The organism is Paenibacillus chitinolyticus NBRC 15660, assembly GCF_000739915.1.
GTDB classification, from domain to species: domain Bacteria; phylum Bacillota; class Bacilli; order Paenibacillales; family NBRC-103111; genus Paenibacillus_F; species Paenibacillus_F chitinolyticus.
The window spans coordinates 107433-124384 of sequence record NZ_BBJT01000009.1 but is presented as its reverse complement, the minus strand read 5'-3'; the positions used below and the strand labels follow the sequence as shown (position 1 = coordinate 124384).

The following is a 16952-nucleotide window of genomic DNA, read 5'->3' as shown; positions in this document are numbered from 1 at the left end:
CGTGCCCGTCGATCCTCTCTCGGTTTAAACTTTCCACTATCATATCACAGCAAAAGCCCCGGATGAATACAAATTGCATCAATTTCATATGGTATAGTGAATAAACCTTTTCAAAGACAGCAAAAATGAGAATACATACGCAATCCGTAGAAGGATCAGTAGATTACAAGGAGCGATGTCCGATTGATGCCTCATCCAAGGATTCCCGATCCCAGCCGGAATACTTCCGGTCGGCTGAGTCAGATGCTTCAGCCCTCGTACATGCTGTGCAGAGATGACGTAGTCTGGGCGCTCGAATTTATACGCAAAAAAATGGCTGAGCAGGATTCCCGGTTAAAGGAACTCACTCAGCCGCGTCTATTGAAAAACTTTGAATCTTTCGCCGAAGTTTCCATGATGCTCGTCCATCGCAGAAGCGCCTTCGATCAGGAAGCAGACCGTATCAAAAGCTGTCTGAAAGAAGCTTCGTACGGTCTCTTCGAGAATGAACCCCCTTCGGAGCGGGATTCCTCGCCGGCAAACGATTAGGAAGCACGGACGATGCCGTACCCGATCGGATGCCAGCGAAACGGACGCAATGTCCGGTAAGGCGAAACGGAACCGGTTCGGCTACCGTTTTTAGCTGTCGAGCCAGTTGTAGTGGAAGGTGCCTTCTTTATCCACACGCTGGAACGTGTGCGCGCCGAAATAATCGCGCTGAGCCTGCAGGAGGTTGGCCGGCAGGCGCTCTGTGCGGTAGCTGTCGTAATAAGCCAGCGCAGAGGCGAAAGCCGGTGCCGGAATACCGCGCGTTACCGCTACGGAAACGACGTTTCTCCAAGCATCCTGATAGTTTTCCACGATGTTTTTGAAGTAATCGTCCAGCAGCAGGTTGCGGAGTTCCGGATCGCGGTCGTACGCGTCCTTAATGTTCTGCAGGAAACGGGCACGGATAATGCATCCGCCGCGGAAAATCATGGCGATTTCGCCATAGCTCAGATTCCAGTTGTACTCTTCGGATGCAGCGCGCATTTGAGCGAAGCCTTGTGCATACGAAGCGATTTTGCTCGCGTACAGGGCTTTACGGACCGCTTCGATGAACTCTTCGCGGTTGCCTTCAAACGGCTTCACTGCCGGACCGTTCAGTACTTTGCTTGCAGCTACCCGCTCTTCTTTCATGGCGGACAGGAAGCGGGAGAATACGGATTCCGTAATGATGGAAAGCGGCACGCCCAGATCCAGGGAGCTTTGGCTGGTCCATTTGCCCGTGCCCTTCTGACCTGCGGAATCGAGGATAACGTCGACCATCGGCTTGCCGGTTTCTTCGTCGTATTTCGTGAAAATATCACGGGTGATTTCGATGAGGTAGCTGTCCAGCTCGCCTTTGTTCCACTCCGTGAAAATTTCGTGCAGTTCTTCCGTGCTGACGTTCAGCACGTCTTTAAGCAGTTGATAAGCTTCGCAAATCAGCTGCATATCGCCGTATTCGATGCCGTTATGTACCATTTTAACGTAGTGTCCGGCGCCGTCCGGACCGATATACGTACAGCATGGATCGCCGTTCACTTTGGCGGAAATCGCCGTTAGGATCGGTTCCACGAGCTTGTACGCGTCTTTCTGTCCGCCAGGCATGATGGACGGGCCTTTAAGCGCGCCCTCTTCACCGCCGGAAACACCCGTACCGATAAAGCGGATGCCGCGGGCTTCCAGTTCTTTGTTGCGGCGCTGGGTATCCGGGAAGTAGGCGTTACCGCCGTCGATCAGGATATCTCCCTCGGACAGAAGCGGAACGAGTTGTTCAATGGTCGCATCGGTCGCTTGTCCGGCTTTGACCATAATTAAAATTTTGCGCGGAGTTTCGAGCGACTGCACGAACTCTTCCATGCTGAAAGTACCGACCAGGTTGCGTCCGGTTGCCTCTTCAAGAAGTTCTTTCGTTTTCTCAGGCGAGCGGTTAAAAACGGAAACGGTAAAGCCGCGGCTCTCGATGTTAAGCGCCAGGTTTTTACCCATGACCGCAAGACCGATTACACCAATTTGCTGTTTGGACATGAATCAAACACCCTTTCCTCTTGTATTAGATCGTCACCGCTCCCAACTTGGTGTCAGAACGGCTGCCGAAGGATGGATTCGACCCGCTCGGGAACAAACGGCGCATTTTCCGTTACGAATCATGCAAGGACCGCTGCTCCCGGCTCGAGGCAAAGCTTCCGGGCTTGCGTATGCTGATCAAAATTCGGGGCGATACACGTTTAAGAACAGACGAAAATTTGTGTGAAAAAAAGCACATTGCCCGGTGGTTTCCACATTCCCGTAGATTTCCCAAAGCATCTGCGCCTGATTCCACTTGCCGCATGTTCCAGTTCTTAACATGGACCCGAACGCCCCGATAGCACAGATCAGTCAAACCGCCCAACATGCTGATTCCGCCCGTGAACCGCATTATGACGTTAAATCACTGCAGTCATAAATGAAACGTGGCATCACAAATGTGCGGAAGCCGCATCGAACTCATCGTTGACTTGATGATAAACGTTACGCGGATCGGATGTCAATTTTATCGGACAATCTTTTTCGGTAGAGCGCTTTCTTTGTTCCGTCGCGAAAACGAGTGTTTTATGTCCGTCCGTTGACGCATTCTTTCAGGTAATAACCGGCTGCAGCAGCGGCTTTGGGACTCGTGAAGGTTTCCAGAATCTCCTGGGGACGCGGGCACCGGCTGCTCGTGAAATAAGGAAGGTTGTTCTGCCGGTATCCATAAAACACGGGCCGCTTCACGATCCTTGCCCCTCCCAGCGCGTAATTGTTATAGGTCCGGTATCCGATCGGAATGCCCTGTACAAAAGCGAGCATCCCCACATCATTGATCGTATTGCTCCATTCTTCACCCGACAGAAGGGGCAGCGTGAACGTATAGGCAGCTCCCAACCGGCGTGTCTGAATATTGTGCTCCCGGATCGCATTTTCGAGCTCGCGCTGGATCGTGTTTATAATCGCGCCTCTCCTGACTTCGTCAAAACGTGCCGCCGGCTTTAAAAGCGCCGTTTGCGTTTTAGCCTGGATCTCGCTCCGGAACCCTTCTATCCAGCCGGTTCCCGCAGCATTTTTCACCGTTACGTATTCGTCCAGCGTAAAAGCTATAATCTCTCCTGTCGGGTCTTGGTAGACGTACGGCCTTTTCGGCCCCTCCAGTCTCCGACTCCTCTCAAAACCGTCTTCACCCGTATAAGATTCGATTGTGTAGGAGTAGCAGCCGTCGTAGCCGACAATGAGGAGAGCGGAAAGATAAGAATCAAGAACCTGCTGGCCCGCCGCATTCTCCGACACGCCGAAATTCGAATAGAAAGTTCTATAAAAGCTATCGACAGCCTCTTTCCGGTTGACCCTGACCTTCTTCGAGGATTCGTACCGAACCTCTTCCCCCTGCTTTTCATTGACGGAAAGAGCCGCCGCGCCGTCCTGGACGGCCGCATTTACAGCCGCATCGTACTTCGTCTCCAGAAACAGCATTTGAAACTGGGCTTTTGCATCGAATTTGTTCATCCAGGCGAAGGGCACATAAATGAGAACGAAGAAAATGGCCAGTTTAGCTGTCTTCATTGCGGACCATCCCCCCGTACGGCATGTAAAGCTGTCCGCCGGGCGTATTCGTTCCGTTTAAAGCGTCCTGCCAGACAACTGCCGGTGTACGGCTCAGGCTGTGCACGGTCACAGTGAAATAATCGCCGGCGCCAAGTTTGTAGGTACGATCCGCATGGTCCGGCGGAAGCGAGTTTTCAGGAAACAGAACGGAAAGAATCTGGGCGTTATAGAATGCTTCGTCCTCCACCGTATACTTTTCCGCGAACCGCCCCTGGTCGTCATATACAGGCACGTACCGTTTATGCTTATGCTCCATATTCACATCAAACTCCTGGCCGGAGGTTGTCAGCTCCTTTTGAAATTGTTCGTACATAGCCGGCGTCAGCCGTCCTTTATCGCGCACGTTGTCGACAAAACGTGTCATCGTCTCAAACGCGATTACCCGAGACAGATCATCCTCTCTGGCCGCCGAATCCGACAGCGGATAAATGTACAGCAGCAAAACCGCTAAAATGAGGACAAAGGCCTTGCTGAGTGTATCCACCTGTTCCCTCCCCGTTTACGCCTGACAATTCAAGGCGTCGTATATACGATTCGTTTTAACGTTCCTCCGGTATCGCGCACCACATAATAACGATACGCTGCAGCCGGATCTATGCCGGCAGGATCCGTTTCTTCTTTCTGCCGACCGCCCGGATAGCGTTTGCCGTTTACCACAATGTCGTAAGGTTCTCCGGCGTTTAAATAAATGGACATGATCAGATCGGATCCTTTTACCGAAACCGCTCCGAGCTTGGCATTTGCGGGCTGTTGGTTGTAATCGAGAAGCTTCCGGGATAAATAAGTGTCCGCAATGGCTCCCCTTACGTTTTGGAGCAGCATCATGCCCGTGACTAAAGCCGAGACGAATATGCAGACCGAAACACCGGCAAACAGCATGGAGCGAGTCGCATGATTCATCGCTTCGTCTACTGCTGCATAAATTCAATCGCACGGATCACATTGCTTTTATCCTTAATGATGTGCGCTTTGAATTTACCGCTTGGATTCACGTAATCCATATGAGACTCCAAGGTGGCGTTCGCAACAGCATCCCTGGATATCGAGGCGATTACCGTACCGTAATTGCTGCTTGACGGCGATGTGGTATCGATCTTGTTCGTATACCAGGAACCGACCGGATTTTTTCCCGTTTGAACCTGAATTCCGAACTGCTCCTTATCGGCAAATTTACGCAGCGCGTTTACAACTTGACTCCCCGAAACCACGGTATTGTCGTATACGGTAAAAGCGGTCTGGGAAAGCTCCGTCTGAATATCCGAAAAATTGTTCTGCGCCGCTTTCGTGGCATCCTGTGCCGAAATAAACATCACCACCGCAATCGTAATCAGAGCAATGGCCAGAAAAAAACCTGCCGCCATGATTAGTGCTTTCTGTGCATTTCCCATTGTAATCCAGCTCCTTTATCCTTAAGAAATTTTACCGATCTGCTGATAATACAAATTCATCTGCTGCATGCTCATATAAACGAGCGGAATGACCAGGTAGAGGAAAACAAGCGCATACATGGGGGCAAAACCGATCCAGCGCCCCCAGCCGGCTTTGGTTTCGATCATCCGCTCATAGTCCTGCTTGCGCCGCTCGAAGTGATACTGCTGCTCCGCTTCCAAGTCGTCAAACGCCTGCTTGACCGGAATATGATTAACGGCAGCCTGGAGCCGTTCAACCAGACGGACAAAGGGCGTATAGGCGGCTTCCTCCTTCAGCTTTTCCAGCGCCTCATCCGCCCCCGCTTCGTAATCGAGCAGACATGCGGACAGCGGAGACTGAAACAAGACTGCAAAACGTTCCAGCCATTCCAGTATGTGCTCGACGGACATTCGTTCGAAATGAGCGAGGATGGTCAACAGCGTATAAAACTGGTCCACCTCGTTTTTCATTTCCATCCTTCGCATTCGTTTCTGCATATGCAGCAGCCAAACCGGACTGTGGTAGCCGGCCCAACCGGAAATAAAACAGAACAAGAGCTCCCGCCAGCTTAAATATGCCCCCGCAATACTGTCCAGTTTTGCCTTAATCCGTTCGCCCGCGGTGTTGAGGACGGTAGGATCGGGCTGGAATCCCTGCTGCCGCATTTCTTCGGCTATCATTTCACGAAGCTCTCTGCCGGACCGCTCCAATTTCTGAATGACGTTCCGGTCAAAGGCCGCAGTTTCCAGCGCTTTCCGTTTTTCCTGCGGAGAAAGGCTGCCGAACATCGCCTGATTGCGGGTCGGCGAAAAGTAAACCTGCTGCAAGGTAAGTCTCTGCATAATCAGAAACATCCCCAGCACGAGAAGAAAACAAGCGAGCCCCGTAAGCAGGCGGCGGAGGGTAAGCCATTCAAGCAGCAAAGGAGAATTGGCTTCCCTGAGAAGCTTTTGCAGCCTGCCCCGTTCCATGGAATGCACTGCGGGGACGACTCTCTGTGTGACCGCATTGACAAGCCGGTTACCCAGCCATTTTTGCTCGGGCGGTTTCCGGCCTGTTCTACGGCTTCCTGTTTCCTCCGCAGTATCCTGAAGCTTTCTGAGGAGGACAAAGCAGACGATGATCAGCACGAAAATGCCCGTTTTAACGGCAAACCCCGCGGCGCCCGTATAAAATTCATCCATAGCCGGGAAGTTATGCCGCGCCCACGCTTCAATGGGTTTGGCAGCCATAATCGGGGAGATTGCAATAACGGAAAGTCCTTTTAAGAGGTAATGGAGTTTTTCTTTACGGAGTATTTCAAGGCGAATTTCAGAAGTGATTTTGCTGAGGGCATGCAGATACATGGAGCCATGCGGAAGCAGCTTGTCTCCGAATTCCCTGACTAAAAAGGAGACGCCCGCAAAGCTTTTCAAAAAACGGTTCGGCGCATGCTCATAGTAGATTTCCAGACTGCGCTCCGGATGGTCGGAGTTCAAAGTGCCGTATACCGCTTCCGCATGGAGCGACAGCTGCCTGGGCGCGATCTGAGCGGCGTCATAAACCGCCTCGTCCACCATCCCGTGCTGGTGATAAAAGTGCCGGACATCCGATAAAAATTCGGTCATTTGCCGGAGCAGCCGGTCTTCGGCCCGGTGGACGAGCGTATCGATGAGGATACCGTGAAGAACAAGACTTCCAAGCAAAATCATGAGCATGTAAGAAACATCCGGGTAAAAAAGAAAAACAAATCCCGCGGTAAGCCAGCCGATAAGGAAAGCAAGCAGCGTAATCCGCCCGGTTTCCATTCGAATCATACTCTCGTCGTAGGAGTATAAGGGAGCAATCCTCCGGCGTATACGCTGTGTATAACGGGAAATTCCGGGGATATTGCTCATGATCTCGTAACATTTCCCGTACAGCCGTTCGATTTGTTTTCTTCCGTTTCCTTTTAGAGGAGAGAGCAGCTTTTGAAGCTCGTCCTCCCCGTAACCGCTCAGCTTTGCCCGCCTTTTAATCGCGTATACGTACAGAAACCAAATTACGCATGCGGTGCCCCCGCTGAATAAAGCGATCGCAAGCAACCAATCACGAAGCGGCAATAACATCGCCTCCCCAATGCGTTTCCAAAAATCTTTCGAATGCCTGGGCATCCGCGGGTGTCATATGATCCAGCATTTCCTCGGTATTGCGGAGACTGATCGGCCGACAAACCCGGTAGGCACCGTCCCGGTATTCCACAATGTTTCGTTGTTCGTAAAGTTTGCGGTCCGTTGTCCTCCGAAAAAATTCGGAGGCATCGTCCAGAAAGCCCGGGAGTTCAACTTTATCCTTGTCGGTCATGCCCGCTTTTTCGCTCGGATATAAATCGCTATCCAGAGGGACGCATTCCGTTATCCGTTCTATAAAACGCGTTCCGTCGGCACTTTTACGCAGATGAATGTCAAAATGAATCACGCGGATAACCTGCTTTTCGGCCATGACTTCATCTTGGAACATTCCCGTTTTGAGCAAAGAGTTACGAAGCGAGTCGATCAGACTGGCAAACGTTTTGGCATGATGAGTAAAAAGAGTGAACAAGCTGGCTACCTGGGCCATCTGAATCATCCAGGCGGCAACCGTGTCTGTCGCCACTTCCCCTAGGATATGCACGGCTCCGTCCGTTTTTTTCTGCACGTCAAGACCCTGCTGTCCCGTAATGTGATCCGTCTCCCGGAAACTTAAGATGTTGCGCTGCGGGTATAAATTCCTCAGATGCAGTTCGTACGCCATTTCTTGTACGCGAAGCGTCAAGGTCGCGGAAATGGATTGGACCATAGCCATGAGCAGGGTTGTTTTCCCGCTGCCCTGTGCACCCGTCACGGCCGTTATCCGGCAGCCTTTGATAAGGTGACGAATGAGTTCCACAGCCAGCCCGGCATTGCCCCCATGGACAAGCTGATCCAGCGTAGCGTTGGGCAGATCGAACTTACGGACGAAAAACGCCCAGGATTCCGAAAAGGGAGGCCGGACCACAACGACACGGGATCCGTCCTTCATATCGTTCACTTTATAGCCGTTCGTTTCGGAAAGCTGACCCGGATAATTATATTTGTAGATGTTTTGACAGACCCGCCGCAGCTCTTCGCTGCTGCCGAAACTTAGGAACGAAAAGTGGATGGGTTTTCCCCGGTAGAAAATCCAAACGCTATCGTAAGACGTGCTTTCTTTCTTATACCGGTGATTTCCGTCAGCCTCTCTCTCTGCAAGCGGAGCTCCGCGATACCCGGCACTGTCCGGAAGCGCACCGGAAACTCCTCCCGACACACCGTCGATGCGCATCTCGCGGATGGCATCGATCACGCCGAAGCCTTTGTAATGCTGATAGATCCGCTGCACGACGATTTCCAGCTTATCCTGAAACGACAACAGTCCGGCTTCCTTGCGGAATACATGCGCAATCTCCTCCGCCGTTACGATATAAGAAGGTGTGCGGCCGTCTTCAATCACATGTTTAACGGCATCCAGTTTATGCTTCCGGATTAATTCATGAAGGCCGTCGTAACCGTACTTTTTCCGATAGAGATGAAGCAGAATGTCAAACCGGTCCTGTGCCGTGAGCTGCTCGGGCTTATGAAAAGGCAGAGAGTGGTGAATCGTTGTTCCGCCAAGTCCGTTAACGCCGGTCAGCAGGTCCATCATGACGGATTTTACGTATCGTTTGTCCTTCAGATCACCGTGTCCGCAGCCCTTCAGAGCCCTTTTCAGCTGAAGTCTTTTGTTTCGGCTGCGCCGGTATTCCTCCTCGGACAACCGGAGTTCGCTGCCCCCGCCCGCCGTTATCTCGGCAAAAGCTTCTTTAATGAAGGCAGTCATTGCCTCAATAGAGTAATTTTTTGCGGTTTGCGAAGCGGAAGTTCTGACGCGCCAGCCTCCCGTTTTGGCAAAGAACCACACTGCCGCAAAAACTGCCACTATGAGTATCAAAGCGAGATTTAACCTGTCCGTGGGCATGGAGGGCTAGGCTCCCCTTTCCTGCATAAGCTTCGAATCCAGGCCCAGCCGCTCAAGAAGAGCCTTGGTCAACTTCCTGATCTCCGTAATGAATGCGTACGAAGAATGACCCGGGCCCGCATTTCGGCTCCTCAAAAAAAACTCAAGCACATTTTTATCGCAGCAGGCATCCAAATAACCGGTGCAGTGCGGGACGGTATAGATCGGCTGCCGCCATTTGAATTTCCGGGCCAAATTAACGGCATTAAAACGGGAGTTTCCGTCATAATCGCCCAACACGAGGAGAAGCGGTTTATTTTGCAGAGATTCCGTCCAAAGTTCCTTGTTGAAATAGCGCTCCAGCAGCTCAAGGTTCTGACTGAGATTGACGACGATCAGATCCGAATTACGCAGAATAACCTCCGTGCTGTCTTCCTTATACCCGTCTCCGACATCAACAAAGGTAAGGTCATAGTATCGGCTGGCACTGTTTACGATGTACGGCAGTGTTTCTTCCCGGAAACAATCCGGGTCCGCAAGCGGCTTCCTCGAACCGGGAAGCAGATCCAGCCTGTCCTTGACAATCGGTTTTGTGTAATCTTGGATCGTCTCGGGCATCATCTTGTCGCTTTGAAGCAGCCGTTCCAGCGCATCCAGCCCGTACTCGCTGAACGACAGCAGATTGCCGTCCGAAGAAGGCCGACCGAAGGCGTTTTCCAGCGCCGTTCTTGTTCTTTTCGTATGCGTAATCATAATCCGCGCGTAATAATCGAGCGCGATCATCGTAGAGACCGCGAGCACATTCGATGTTGCGGCTCCATGCCCCCGTACGGGCGCCCAAAACGCTACTTGACTCATCCTGTTTTCCTCCTCATGGCTTGTTTGATGATCCGTTTGAGAACTGCTCTGTCCTCTCCGGTTATTTCGTTCGCAACAGCCAGCAGCACATTCCTGTACGCTCTGGACATGCGCCTGATTCCGACCTTCCCCTGGTACTCACTGTCTATGCGTACGGCGAGGTCCACTTCATCGAACGGCAGCTTATGGTATTCATCAGGCGTTATGAACGGCAGCGGAGCCAGCACCTTATCCACATACGCTTCGTCAATGCCGCATTCCACCGCATCCCGTATGATAACCGTACTTGTAAGGGTGTTCACCTGGCAGACATCATTCAATGAACAGATCAGTTCCGCCGTTCTCCGAATCGTATATTTATCGTAGGCCGTTGTCAGGAAGAGACCTTCGAACGGATAAGCGCCTGCGGCCCCCGGAAAGTCAGCCCGGTCCGTATCCACCATCACGATGTCGTATTCTTCTAAAACCGATCCGCTTGCGGCGGTATGCTCCAAGGCTGCATCCAAGCTGGCGAAATGGCAGGCCACATCAATTTCATCATACTGAACCAGTTCAGGTTCAAGTCCTTGGGCGACGAGGCAGCTTAGCCTGCGGGATGACGTTCCGTCAATAAGCAGTACGCGTCTTCCCCCCACTGCCGCCAATCGGCCAATGCCGAGCAGCAGGTCACTATGTTCCTTCGCTCCAACGCAAAGCAGCTTCATCGGTGTATCTCTCCTCTATGAGCCGGGCGGATCATGGCTGTACCACTTCCCGGAAAATATCTTCCTGCCTCTCCCTGATTTCAGAAGGAGGCGTTTCGGGCCCGGCGTTTTCCGTCGGCATTTTCTCTGGTGATCCGCTTGTACCGGGCGAGTAGCCGCCCGGTTTCGCCTCAGGTTTGGCGGGCGGCCGGGTAGAAGGCCCGAAGCCCGAAGGGGGCTCCTCTCCCTGAACGGCGCCAATTCCGGCCGGATTACCGCCTGTTCGGCCGGAGCTTATACCGGCGTTTATTTTCTGCTTCGAAGCATCGTCCATATTCTGCAGATCTTTGTCCAGCAGTTGCCTCATACTTTTCATCAGTTCCAGCTTAGCCGTCTCCAGCACATTCGGGTCCGTGCGGATCAGCTCAAGCACCTTGGCGTTGACCGGGTAAGTAGGCTCGGCTTTGTCCTGCATCTGGGGATCCACATAAGGAAGCGAATAGAGCTTCGCTCCATGAAGATAGGCGTCGACAACGGCGCTCGACATATCGAGAATCTCCCTCTCGCTGAGCTTAAGCCACACTGTGCCTTCCGAGACGTTGTCCACTCTTTTCTTGGCCAGTACGATATAATCCTGACCGGTCGGAAAGCTGATGCGCACATCGACGAAATCGTCTTTCTTCAGCAGACTCGGCAGCCCGATTACGTTGAACTCCTCCTGACGGACATCTTTGGCCAGCATGCCTTCTTCATACAGCATGGAAGCCAGTACGGGCGTGTTTTTAACGCCCGCAAGCTTGAACGTCCTGCCGGCGACCTGCCGCAGATCAAGATCCGACCCAACAGGCGCATCGGCCGCATTCATTTCCAGATACTTAATGTCTTCGTCTCCAAGCCTTGTTCCCGCTTCGATATCCCGGGTTAACACAACTACCTTCCTTCTTTCGGTGTTGGCCGATGAAGATTTAGCCTCCGACAGGTCGGCCTGGTAACGATACTCCAGCTCGGTGAGCTTTTTACGATGCTGAAGCCCCGTATAAACAAATCCCCCCGAAGCAAGAAGTCCTGCGGTTAAGGCACCTATCAGGCCCGAGTAGATCAGATGTTTCGTTCGCTGGCGGATAATGGACACGTTCTCTCTCCTTTCATTATTTCGGCGCTCGCGCGCGGAACCATCTGCGCATAAACGGGCCGGCCCCCTGCGTGCGCGCTTCCGGGAGCCCCAGCCATCCGTCGAGCAGCTCGGCCGTCTCCTGCTGATGGCAGAACGGGTCCGCATGCGCCGGCAGGCCGATCAGCCGCACGTCCGGCAGCATACGGCGGATATCCCTTAGCATCTGTGCGGACGCAAGCGGCACGAACAAGCTGCGCTTGGCTGGCTCCGGTACGGGATGGCTGCGGAAGAACGCTGCGATGTCCCGGCGCTTCCATTCACAGCCCGTACCAACGACGACCTGGACGGCGGCGCGCATAAACTCCCCGAACCATTCCGTTTCGTCGTAGCTTCCGAGATCCAGGACGACAAAATCGTACGATCCGGACAAAGTCCCGATCATGTCCAGCCCGTCGCCCGCTTTCGCATACCGTACTCCCCTCAAGTCGAATGCGGCGCTGCCGCAAAGGGGCCCGTCCGAGCCTTCGTACACGGCCTCGATGCGGCTGAAATGGCCCGACGCATTCGCCTCAGCCAACACCACGGTACGGCGTTTACGCGCAAGGAAATGGGCCAGCAGAACGGCCGTATGCGTGCACCCCACGCCGCGTCCCGTCCCGCAGACCGCGATCACAACCGGGCCGAGAAACCCGCCGGAACGGGCGGACGGCCCCTCCCCGCCGCGCAAAGCCGCGTAAACCCCGCTCAGCGCTTCCCGCAGCTCTCTTGCGTTCGGATAGCGGTGGTCCGGATCGTGTTCCAGCAGCTTTTCGATGATGACGGACAAGCTGTGCGGGACTTCCTCATTCAACCCCGCGAGCGGGACGCCGAAGGAATGCGGATACTTCCCTCCGCTCAGAAGGTAGTACAGCACCGCGCCCAGCGAATACAGATCGGTCCTGCGGTCGGTTTGAAGCTGCTGAAACTGCTCCGGAGCGGCAAAACCGACGGTTCCTATCTGAACCGTATCCGCTTGTCCGCCGCTTTTGAAATGCCGGGCAATACCGAAATCGATCAGCCTGACTTGTTCCTGGCCGTCGATCATAATGTTGGAAGGCTTCAGATCGCGATAGATCATCGGAACCGGCAGCTCGTCATGGAGATAGTGGAACAGATCGCAAAGCTGCAGCGCGTAATTCACCGCAGCCGCAACTCCCACTTGTCCGCCCGTGCGGCTAAATCGCTCGGCCAGCGTCTCCCCTGCGATATAATCCATCACCAGGTAGCTGAAGCCTTCATCGTCCGGGGGAAAATAATCAACAATGCCCGGCAAATGAGCATGATGAAGGCGGATGAGCATTTCCGCTTCGTCTACGAACCGCTGATAATCCTGCACCTGCTGAAGAATCTCCTTGACCGCCCAACGCTTTCCTTTCAGTTTCAAATCTTCGGCCAGATATACGGTTCCCATGCCGCCTCTGCCGACGGTTGAAACGATTCTGTAGCGGCTGCCGAGAATATCTCCCTCATACAGCCGGCCTGGATCGGGTTTCACCGCTGCCGTCTCTCCTTTTGCTGTTTTTTCCCGGCACAGCACAAAAAACCGCCCACGGCATGCACTTAAGCACACTCATGGGCGGTTCTTCCGCACCGGTTCATTCTGTTCTTTTTTTAAGATAGCACACCCGGACCGTCCTGACAACAATATTTTCCACAACCCCTATATTTCGGATAAACGCCCGTTGCGGACCGTTACATTTCAAGCAGAATCATCTCTTGGCGCAGTTCGGTCAACTTCTCTTTGGAATCGACGACAGCTTGAACGTCACCCTTCTGAATCGCTTCGTTCAGCACGGCCAGCTCATAGTCAAGCTCAAGCCGCAGGACGGGAATCCGTTCCTCGATACGCCTGGAGCGAAAAGCTAGAAGCATTTCCTCGAATGTAACGACAGGTTCTTTCTGAAACAGCACTTTATGTTCGATTCCCGAAATTTCGACCATGCGGATGATTTCGCCGAACATGATGTTCTCGATCAGGATCTGACGGTCTTTGAACCGCTTGACGACTGCATGCCCCCGTGTGTCTCCAATCAGTTTTTCCATCATTTCGGCAAGCTTCTCATCTTTAAAAGAATAGTTGCCGACGATTTTATACCGTTCGCCTATGCGTTCGAATTTCAGCTTGACTAGTTTTCTTCCGGAGCGGATAGAAATGACAAACTGGTGGTCGTTTTCGTTCCAATAAAGGGAATATCCCTCTTGAATCAAGGCTTTAATAAACTGCCGGATGAGCCGGCGGTCGAATCTTAATTCCAGATTGCAGTATTCGACTTCGTGATTTTTGCTCACGGCAATCCCCTCCCGAAGACTTCGATTGGCTGTTTTGACAGAAATTTCAGACAACTCTAAGTTTACTTTATCTTATTATGATTCATATGTTTTCGCAACTTGGATATTGACAATTTTTTACCCGAATTCCGAACAAAAATAACGCTCTTTTCCCATCAATTTTTATTGTCGGGAAAAGAACGTCTTTTTTGGGTATGCCGCGTATCATGTTTAAACTTGATTAAACCAATTGCCGCCTACATTCTCGCCTTGTTCTCACTCGGCTGCAAGATGGCCGAACCGACGGCGAGCGGCACGACCGCCATAAACCCCAAAATCGCGGACGGCCTTTCAAACAAAGAAATCGCCATCTTCTACTGCAAGCAGGCACGGCCTTAATCTTAAACTCCGGCCGGTGAATTCGTTACCGTCATCAATACGGGTCTACGGCGGTTTTGCCCAGCAGTTGTTTGGAAGAGCTTCCTACGATATAAAGATCTTTCTGCATCTCGGTCAGTTTCAGGTTAACCTGATAATACTGGCCGTTTTCCGTCAGCAGATACCGGTACGTATTGGCCTCTTCAAGCTTCTCGATAAAAATCGGATTGTGAAAATAGTACGTATCGCCGATTTTGTAGTTCGACATGTCTTTCACGTATCCCCGAATGGCGCGGATTTTGAAATCATCCTTCTCCCCGGCAATAATCGGAGGCATTTCCTCCCCGTATGTGAGGATCGGATTTTCTTTCCAAACCTTCCGGAGTTCCGTCTCATTGATATAGATCTCTCCCGTGTACTTTTCTTTGGCTTTCCGGAGACCCTTCGTATCCATGCCCATCTTCTGAACGTCGCTCTGCCGGTAGTACATCCCTTTGCTGAGCGTCACGAGCACCGGATAATCCCCGCCTAAATATTTCATGATGTATGCGGTCGGATTTTCCAGTATGATCTCGTCGTATACGACATCGCCCGTTTCAGGCTGCTGCGGATACAACCGGGTATTCACGTAGATCGTCTGGTTGGAATCCTGCCAGTTTACGTTCGCGTTAAGGCGCGAAGCGATCTCCTTAAGCGGCAGATAGCTGTTGTTGTCGTAAATAAGAACCGGGCTGCTCAAATTGGCCGGTGTCCCGTTCACGACTACCTTAAAATCGCTGCGGACGTAAGCCGTCACCTTCTGAATCCAGTCATCGGCGTAAACGCCTGCCGCGAACGAAACGCTCATCAGCACTCCGGCTGCCGCGGCTATCATTTTTTTGCTCGGCATATGCATGTGTTCTTTCTCCTTTTCGATTGAATATTGCGGCTGTTACCGGGCCGCGTCTTCCCCGTTATGGCCTTGTCAAGCGTTTATGGTATAGTAAACTACGTAAGCACGCTTCATCTGCCTTACTTAAATTTTAACGAGCATTCATGCCAGGGAGGTCCCATGTCCAACTCCACAACCATTCGCCCCGCTTTCCAGGGGTTTGATTCATCCGATTTCGAAACGTTTGCGATTGAAGGTCTGGACGAGCGCATGAAAGCGATCCAGGAACGGATTCAGCCGAAATTCAAAATGCTCGGCGAAACCCTTTGCGAAGATATCGCTCTGCATGCCGGAACCGAAATGCATCTGCATATCGCGAGGCACGCCCGGCGCACCGTAAACCCGCCCAAAGACACCTGGCTGGCTATCGCCGCCAATAAACGCGGATATAAGCAGCACCCGCACTTCCAGATCGGCTTGTTCGACGATCACGTTTTCCTCTGGTTCGCCCTGATCTACGAGGTGCCGGACAAGCAGGCGATCGCCGGACGTCTTCTCGCGAGCCAAGACGAGCTGTACCGGAGCATCCCGGAGCATTATGTATTGTCGTTCGATCATATGCAAAAACGCAGCGTGCCCGCCGGCGACCTGACGGCCGAAGCGTTCGGCGACGCTCTTGTCCGCTTCCGGGATGTGAAAAAAGCCGAGTTTCTCGTCGGACGGCATTTTGACCAGCAGGACCCGATTTTGCAAAAGGGCGATGCATTCACCCGGATGGCGAAGGAAACGTTCGAGTCCCTGATGCCTTTCTACCGGACGGCCCGGGGATAGGCCACCGGCTTGACGGTCCTATCTCCTATATCGGCAATTCCGCACAAAGTGTGAACCCGCCGGTCAATTGAAAAAGAAACGCGGCCCGCAAATAATCCGCTCCCGTTTAGGAAATACTAGGAAGGACATCCGATCTACAAGGAGGTTCTTCCTATGTTTTTACAACCGTCCAAGAAAAAATGGGCCGGTACGCTGGCACTCGCCTTTCTGCTCGGTTCGGTATCCCTCGGCGCCAGACAGGCCGCCGCCTTCGGCTCTCCGGAGGAACTGCCCGACGAAGCCGTCCTCAGTCTGCCAACCCCATCCGCGGGCGTGCCCGGACGACAGGACTCACATAATCCGAAAGACGGCAGCGTCTCCGGTCTTCCGATTCTTGAGGAAGCCGCCTCTATTCTCGGCACCACCGTCGCTTCTTTGAAAGAATCGCTGGACAAAGGCAAAAGCCTTTCCGACGTGGCCAAAGATAAAGGAATCAGCGAAAAAGAGCTGACGGCTAAGCTGCTTACGATCCGCGATTCAAAGATCGATCAGGCGGTCAAAGAAGGACGCCTTGACGCGGAACGCGCAGCGGCCCTGAAACAGAAAATGGCGGAGCACCTAAAGCGGATGCTGCAGGATAAGGCGCTGCTGGACCACCATAACCCTCACCAGCACGGAAAAATGCGTCACAGTCTTAAGCCGGATCAGGAAAAACTCGCCCAGGCCATCGGCATCAGCAAAGAAGAGCTCCACCGCGAGCTCCGGCAGGGCAAATCGCTCCAACAGATCGCCGAAAGCAAGGGCATTACGAAAAGCCAGCTTATCAGCCGCATCCAGGCCCTGCTCGCTCCGGACCTGGAAAAATACGTCGAGCAGCGCGTTCCGGCGCGGGAATCCTGAGTTTTTGCCCGCCCTGTATGCGGACGGCCCGGCCGCTTCAGCCCCATAA

17 protein-coding genes are annotated in these 16952 nt (G+C 52.9%); 4 read left to right on the top strand and 13 right to left on the bottom strand.

Annotated elements, in window-relative coordinates; translation table 11 throughout:
* The first annotated feature begins 186 nt into the window (after positions 1-186).
* The gene (locus PCH01S_RS20730) at positions 187-528 is read left to right on the top strand and encodes a hypothetical protein (RefSeq protein ID WP_322786831.1); all 342 of its coding nucleotides are present in this window, start codon (positions 187-189) and stop codon (positions 526-528) included.
* A 90-nt stretch (positions 529-618) separates the two neighbouring features.
* Here PCH01S_RS20730 and gndA read toward each other — a convergent pair whose 3' ends face one another.
* The 12 genes from gndA to PCH01S_RS20670 form a co-directional block, all read right to left on the bottom strand.
* On the bottom strand, positions 619-2031 hold the full coding sequence (gndA, locus tag PCH01S_RS20725; RefSeq protein WP_042232609.1) for an NADP-dependent phosphogluconate dehydrogenase: 1413 nt from the start codon (positions 2029-2031) through the stop codon (positions 619-621).
* A gap of 564 nt (positions 2032-2595) precedes the next feature.
* Positions 2596-3579: a hypothetical protein gene (locus tag PCH01S_RS20720; RefSeq protein WP_042232607.1), complete on the bottom strand. Its 984-nt coding sequence runs from the start codon at positions 3577-3579 to the stop codon at positions 2596-2598.
* Complete coding sequence (locus PCH01S_RS20715) at positions 3566-4105, bottom strand: hypothetical protein (RefSeq protein ID WP_042232605.1); 540 nt, start codon at positions 4103-4105, stop codon at positions 3566-3568. Before PCH01S_RS20715 ends, PCH01S_RS20720 begins: the two co-directional genes overlap by 14 nt.
* A 29-nt stretch (positions 4106-4134) precedes the next feature.
* On the bottom strand, positions 4135-4521 hold the full coding sequence (locus PCH01S_RS20710; RefSeq protein ID WP_042232603.1) for a hypothetical protein: 387 nt from the start codon (positions 4519-4521) through the stop codon (positions 4135-4137).
* An 8-nt stretch (positions 4522-4529) separates the two neighbouring features.
* Positions 4530-5009: a hypothetical protein gene (locus tag PCH01S_RS20705; protein WP_009672600.1), complete on the bottom strand. Its 480-nt coding sequence runs from the start codon at positions 5007-5009 to the stop codon at positions 4530-4532.
* Positions 5010-5030: 21 nt separating this feature from the next.
* Positions 5031-7118, bottom strand: coding sequence for a hypothetical protein (locus PCH01S_RS20700; protein WP_255246860.1), 2088 nt, complete (start codon positions 7116-7118; stop codon positions 5031-5033).
* Positions 7099-9003 (bottom strand): ATPase, T2SS/T4P/T4SS family, encoded by a 1905-nt coding sequence (locus PCH01S_RS20695; RefSeq protein WP_042232597.1) that lies wholly within the window; start codon positions 9001-9003, stop codon positions 7099-7101. Before PCH01S_RS20695 ends, PCH01S_RS20700 begins: the two co-directional genes overlap by 20 nt.
* Before the next feature lie 6 nt (positions 9004-9009).
* Entirely contained in the window at positions 9010-9840 is an 831-nt protein-coding gene (locus PCH01S_RS20690) for a hypothetical protein (RefSeq protein WP_042232595.1), read from the bottom strand.
* Positions 9837-10544: a hypothetical protein gene (locus PCH01S_RS20685; protein ID WP_042232593.1), complete on the bottom strand. Its 708-nt coding sequence runs from the start codon at positions 10542-10544 to the stop codon at positions 9837-9839. The genes PCH01S_RS20690 and PCH01S_RS20685 overlap by 4 nt, the downstream gene beginning before the upstream one ends.
* 31 nt (positions 10545-10575) lie before the next feature.
* Positions 10576-11655: an SAF domain-containing protein gene (locus tag PCH01S_RS20680; protein ID WP_042232591.1), complete on the bottom strand. Its 1080-nt coding sequence runs from the start codon at positions 11653-11655 to the stop codon at positions 10576-10578.
* A gap of 16 nt (positions 11656-11671) precedes the next feature.
* A complete protein-coding gene (locus tag PCH01S_RS20675; protein ID WP_042232589.1) occupies positions 11672-13171 on the bottom strand; it encodes a protein kinase domain-containing protein in 1500 nt (499 codons plus the stop codon).
* A 197-nt stretch (positions 13172-13368) separates the two neighbouring features.
* On the bottom strand, positions 13369-13965 hold the full coding sequence (locus PCH01S_RS20670) for a hypothetical protein (RefSeq protein WP_042232588.1): 597 nt from the start codon (positions 13963-13965) through the stop codon (positions 13369-13371).
* Between the two features lie 216 nt (positions 13966-14181).
* Between PCH01S_RS20670 and PCH01S_RS30610 the strand changes: the two genes are divergently transcribed.
* A complete protein-coding gene (locus tag PCH01S_RS30610; RefSeq protein ID WP_156972851.1) occupies positions 14182-14343 on the top strand; it encodes a hypothetical protein in 162 nt (53 codons plus the stop codon).
* A 34-nt stretch (positions 14344-14377) separates the two neighbouring features.
* Here the strand turns inward: PCH01S_RS30610 and PCH01S_RS20665 are convergent, their stop codons facing one another.
* A complete protein-coding gene (locus tag PCH01S_RS20665) occupies positions 14378-15217 on the bottom strand; it encodes a stalk domain-containing protein (RefSeq protein ID WP_042232586.1) in 840 nt (279 codons plus the stop codon).
* Positions 15218-15373: 156 nt separating this feature from the next.
* On the opposite strand from PCH01S_RS20665, the gene PCH01S_RS20660 reads away from it, so the two are divergent.
* On the top strand, positions 15374-16024 hold the full coding sequence (locus tag PCH01S_RS20660) for a YktB family protein (protein ID WP_042232584.1): 651 nt from the start codon (positions 15374-15376) through the stop codon (positions 16022-16024).
* Between the two features lie 153 nt (positions 16025-16177).
* Positions 16178-16903 carry a hypothetical protein gene (locus tag PCH01S_RS20655; protein ID WP_042232582.1) on the top strand — a complete coding sequence of 242 codons (726 nt, stop codon included), beginning with the start codon at positions 16178-16180 and terminating at the stop codon, positions 16901-16903.
* The last annotated feature ends 49 nt before the right edge of the window (positions 16904-16952 follow it).

Excerpts from the sequence above, each read along its gene's own strand:
- PCH01S_RS20730 (WP_322786831.1), top strand. The coding sequence starts at position 187 with ATGCCTCATCCAAGGATTCCCGATCCCAGCCGGAATACTTCCGGTCGG.
- gndA (WP_042232609.1), bottom strand. The coding sequence starts at position 2,031 with ATGTCCAAACAGCAAATTGGTGTAATCGGTCTTGCGGTCATGGGTAAA.
- PCH01S_RS20720 (WP_042232607.1), bottom strand. The coding sequence starts at position 3,579 with ATGAAGACAGCTAAACTGGCCATTTTCTTCGTTCTCATTTATGTGCCC.
- PCH01S_RS20710 (WP_042232603.1), bottom strand. The coding sequence starts at position 4,521 with ATGAATCATGCGACTCGCTCCATGCTGTTTGCCGGTGTTTCGGTCTGC.
- PCH01S_RS20705 (WP_009672600.1), bottom strand. The coding sequence starts at position 5,009 with ATGGGAAATGCACAGAAAGCACTAATCATGGCGGCAGGTTTTTTTCTG.
- PCH01S_RS20700 (WP_255246860.1), bottom strand. The coding sequence starts at position 7,118 with ATGTTATTGCCGCTTCGTGATTGGTTGCTTGCGATCGCTTTATTCAGC.
- PCH01S_RS20695 (WP_042232597.1), bottom strand. The coding sequence starts at position 9,003 with ATGCCCACGGACAGGTTAAATCTCGCTTTGATACTCATAGTGGCAGTT.
- PCH01S_RS20690 (WP_042232595.1), bottom strand. The coding sequence starts at position 9,840 with ATGAGTCAAGTAGCGTTTTGGGCGCCCGTACGGGGGCATGGAGCCGCA.
- PCH01S_RS20685 (WP_042232593.1), bottom strand. The coding sequence starts at position 10,544 with ATGAAGCTGCTTTGCGTTGGAGCGAAGGAACATAGTGACCTGCTGCTC.
- PCH01S_RS20665 (WP_042232586.1), bottom strand. The coding sequence starts at position 15,217 with ATGCATATGCCGAGCAAAAAAATGATAGCCGCGGCAGCCGGAGTGCTG.
- PCH01S_RS20660 (WP_042232584.1), top strand. The coding sequence starts at position 15,374 with ATGTCCAACTCCACAACCATTCGCCCCGCTTTCCAGGGGTTTGATTCA.
- PCH01S_RS20655 (WP_042232582.1), top strand. The coding sequence starts at position 16,178 with ATGTTTTTACAACCGTCCAAGAAAAAATGGGCCGGTACGCTGGCACTC.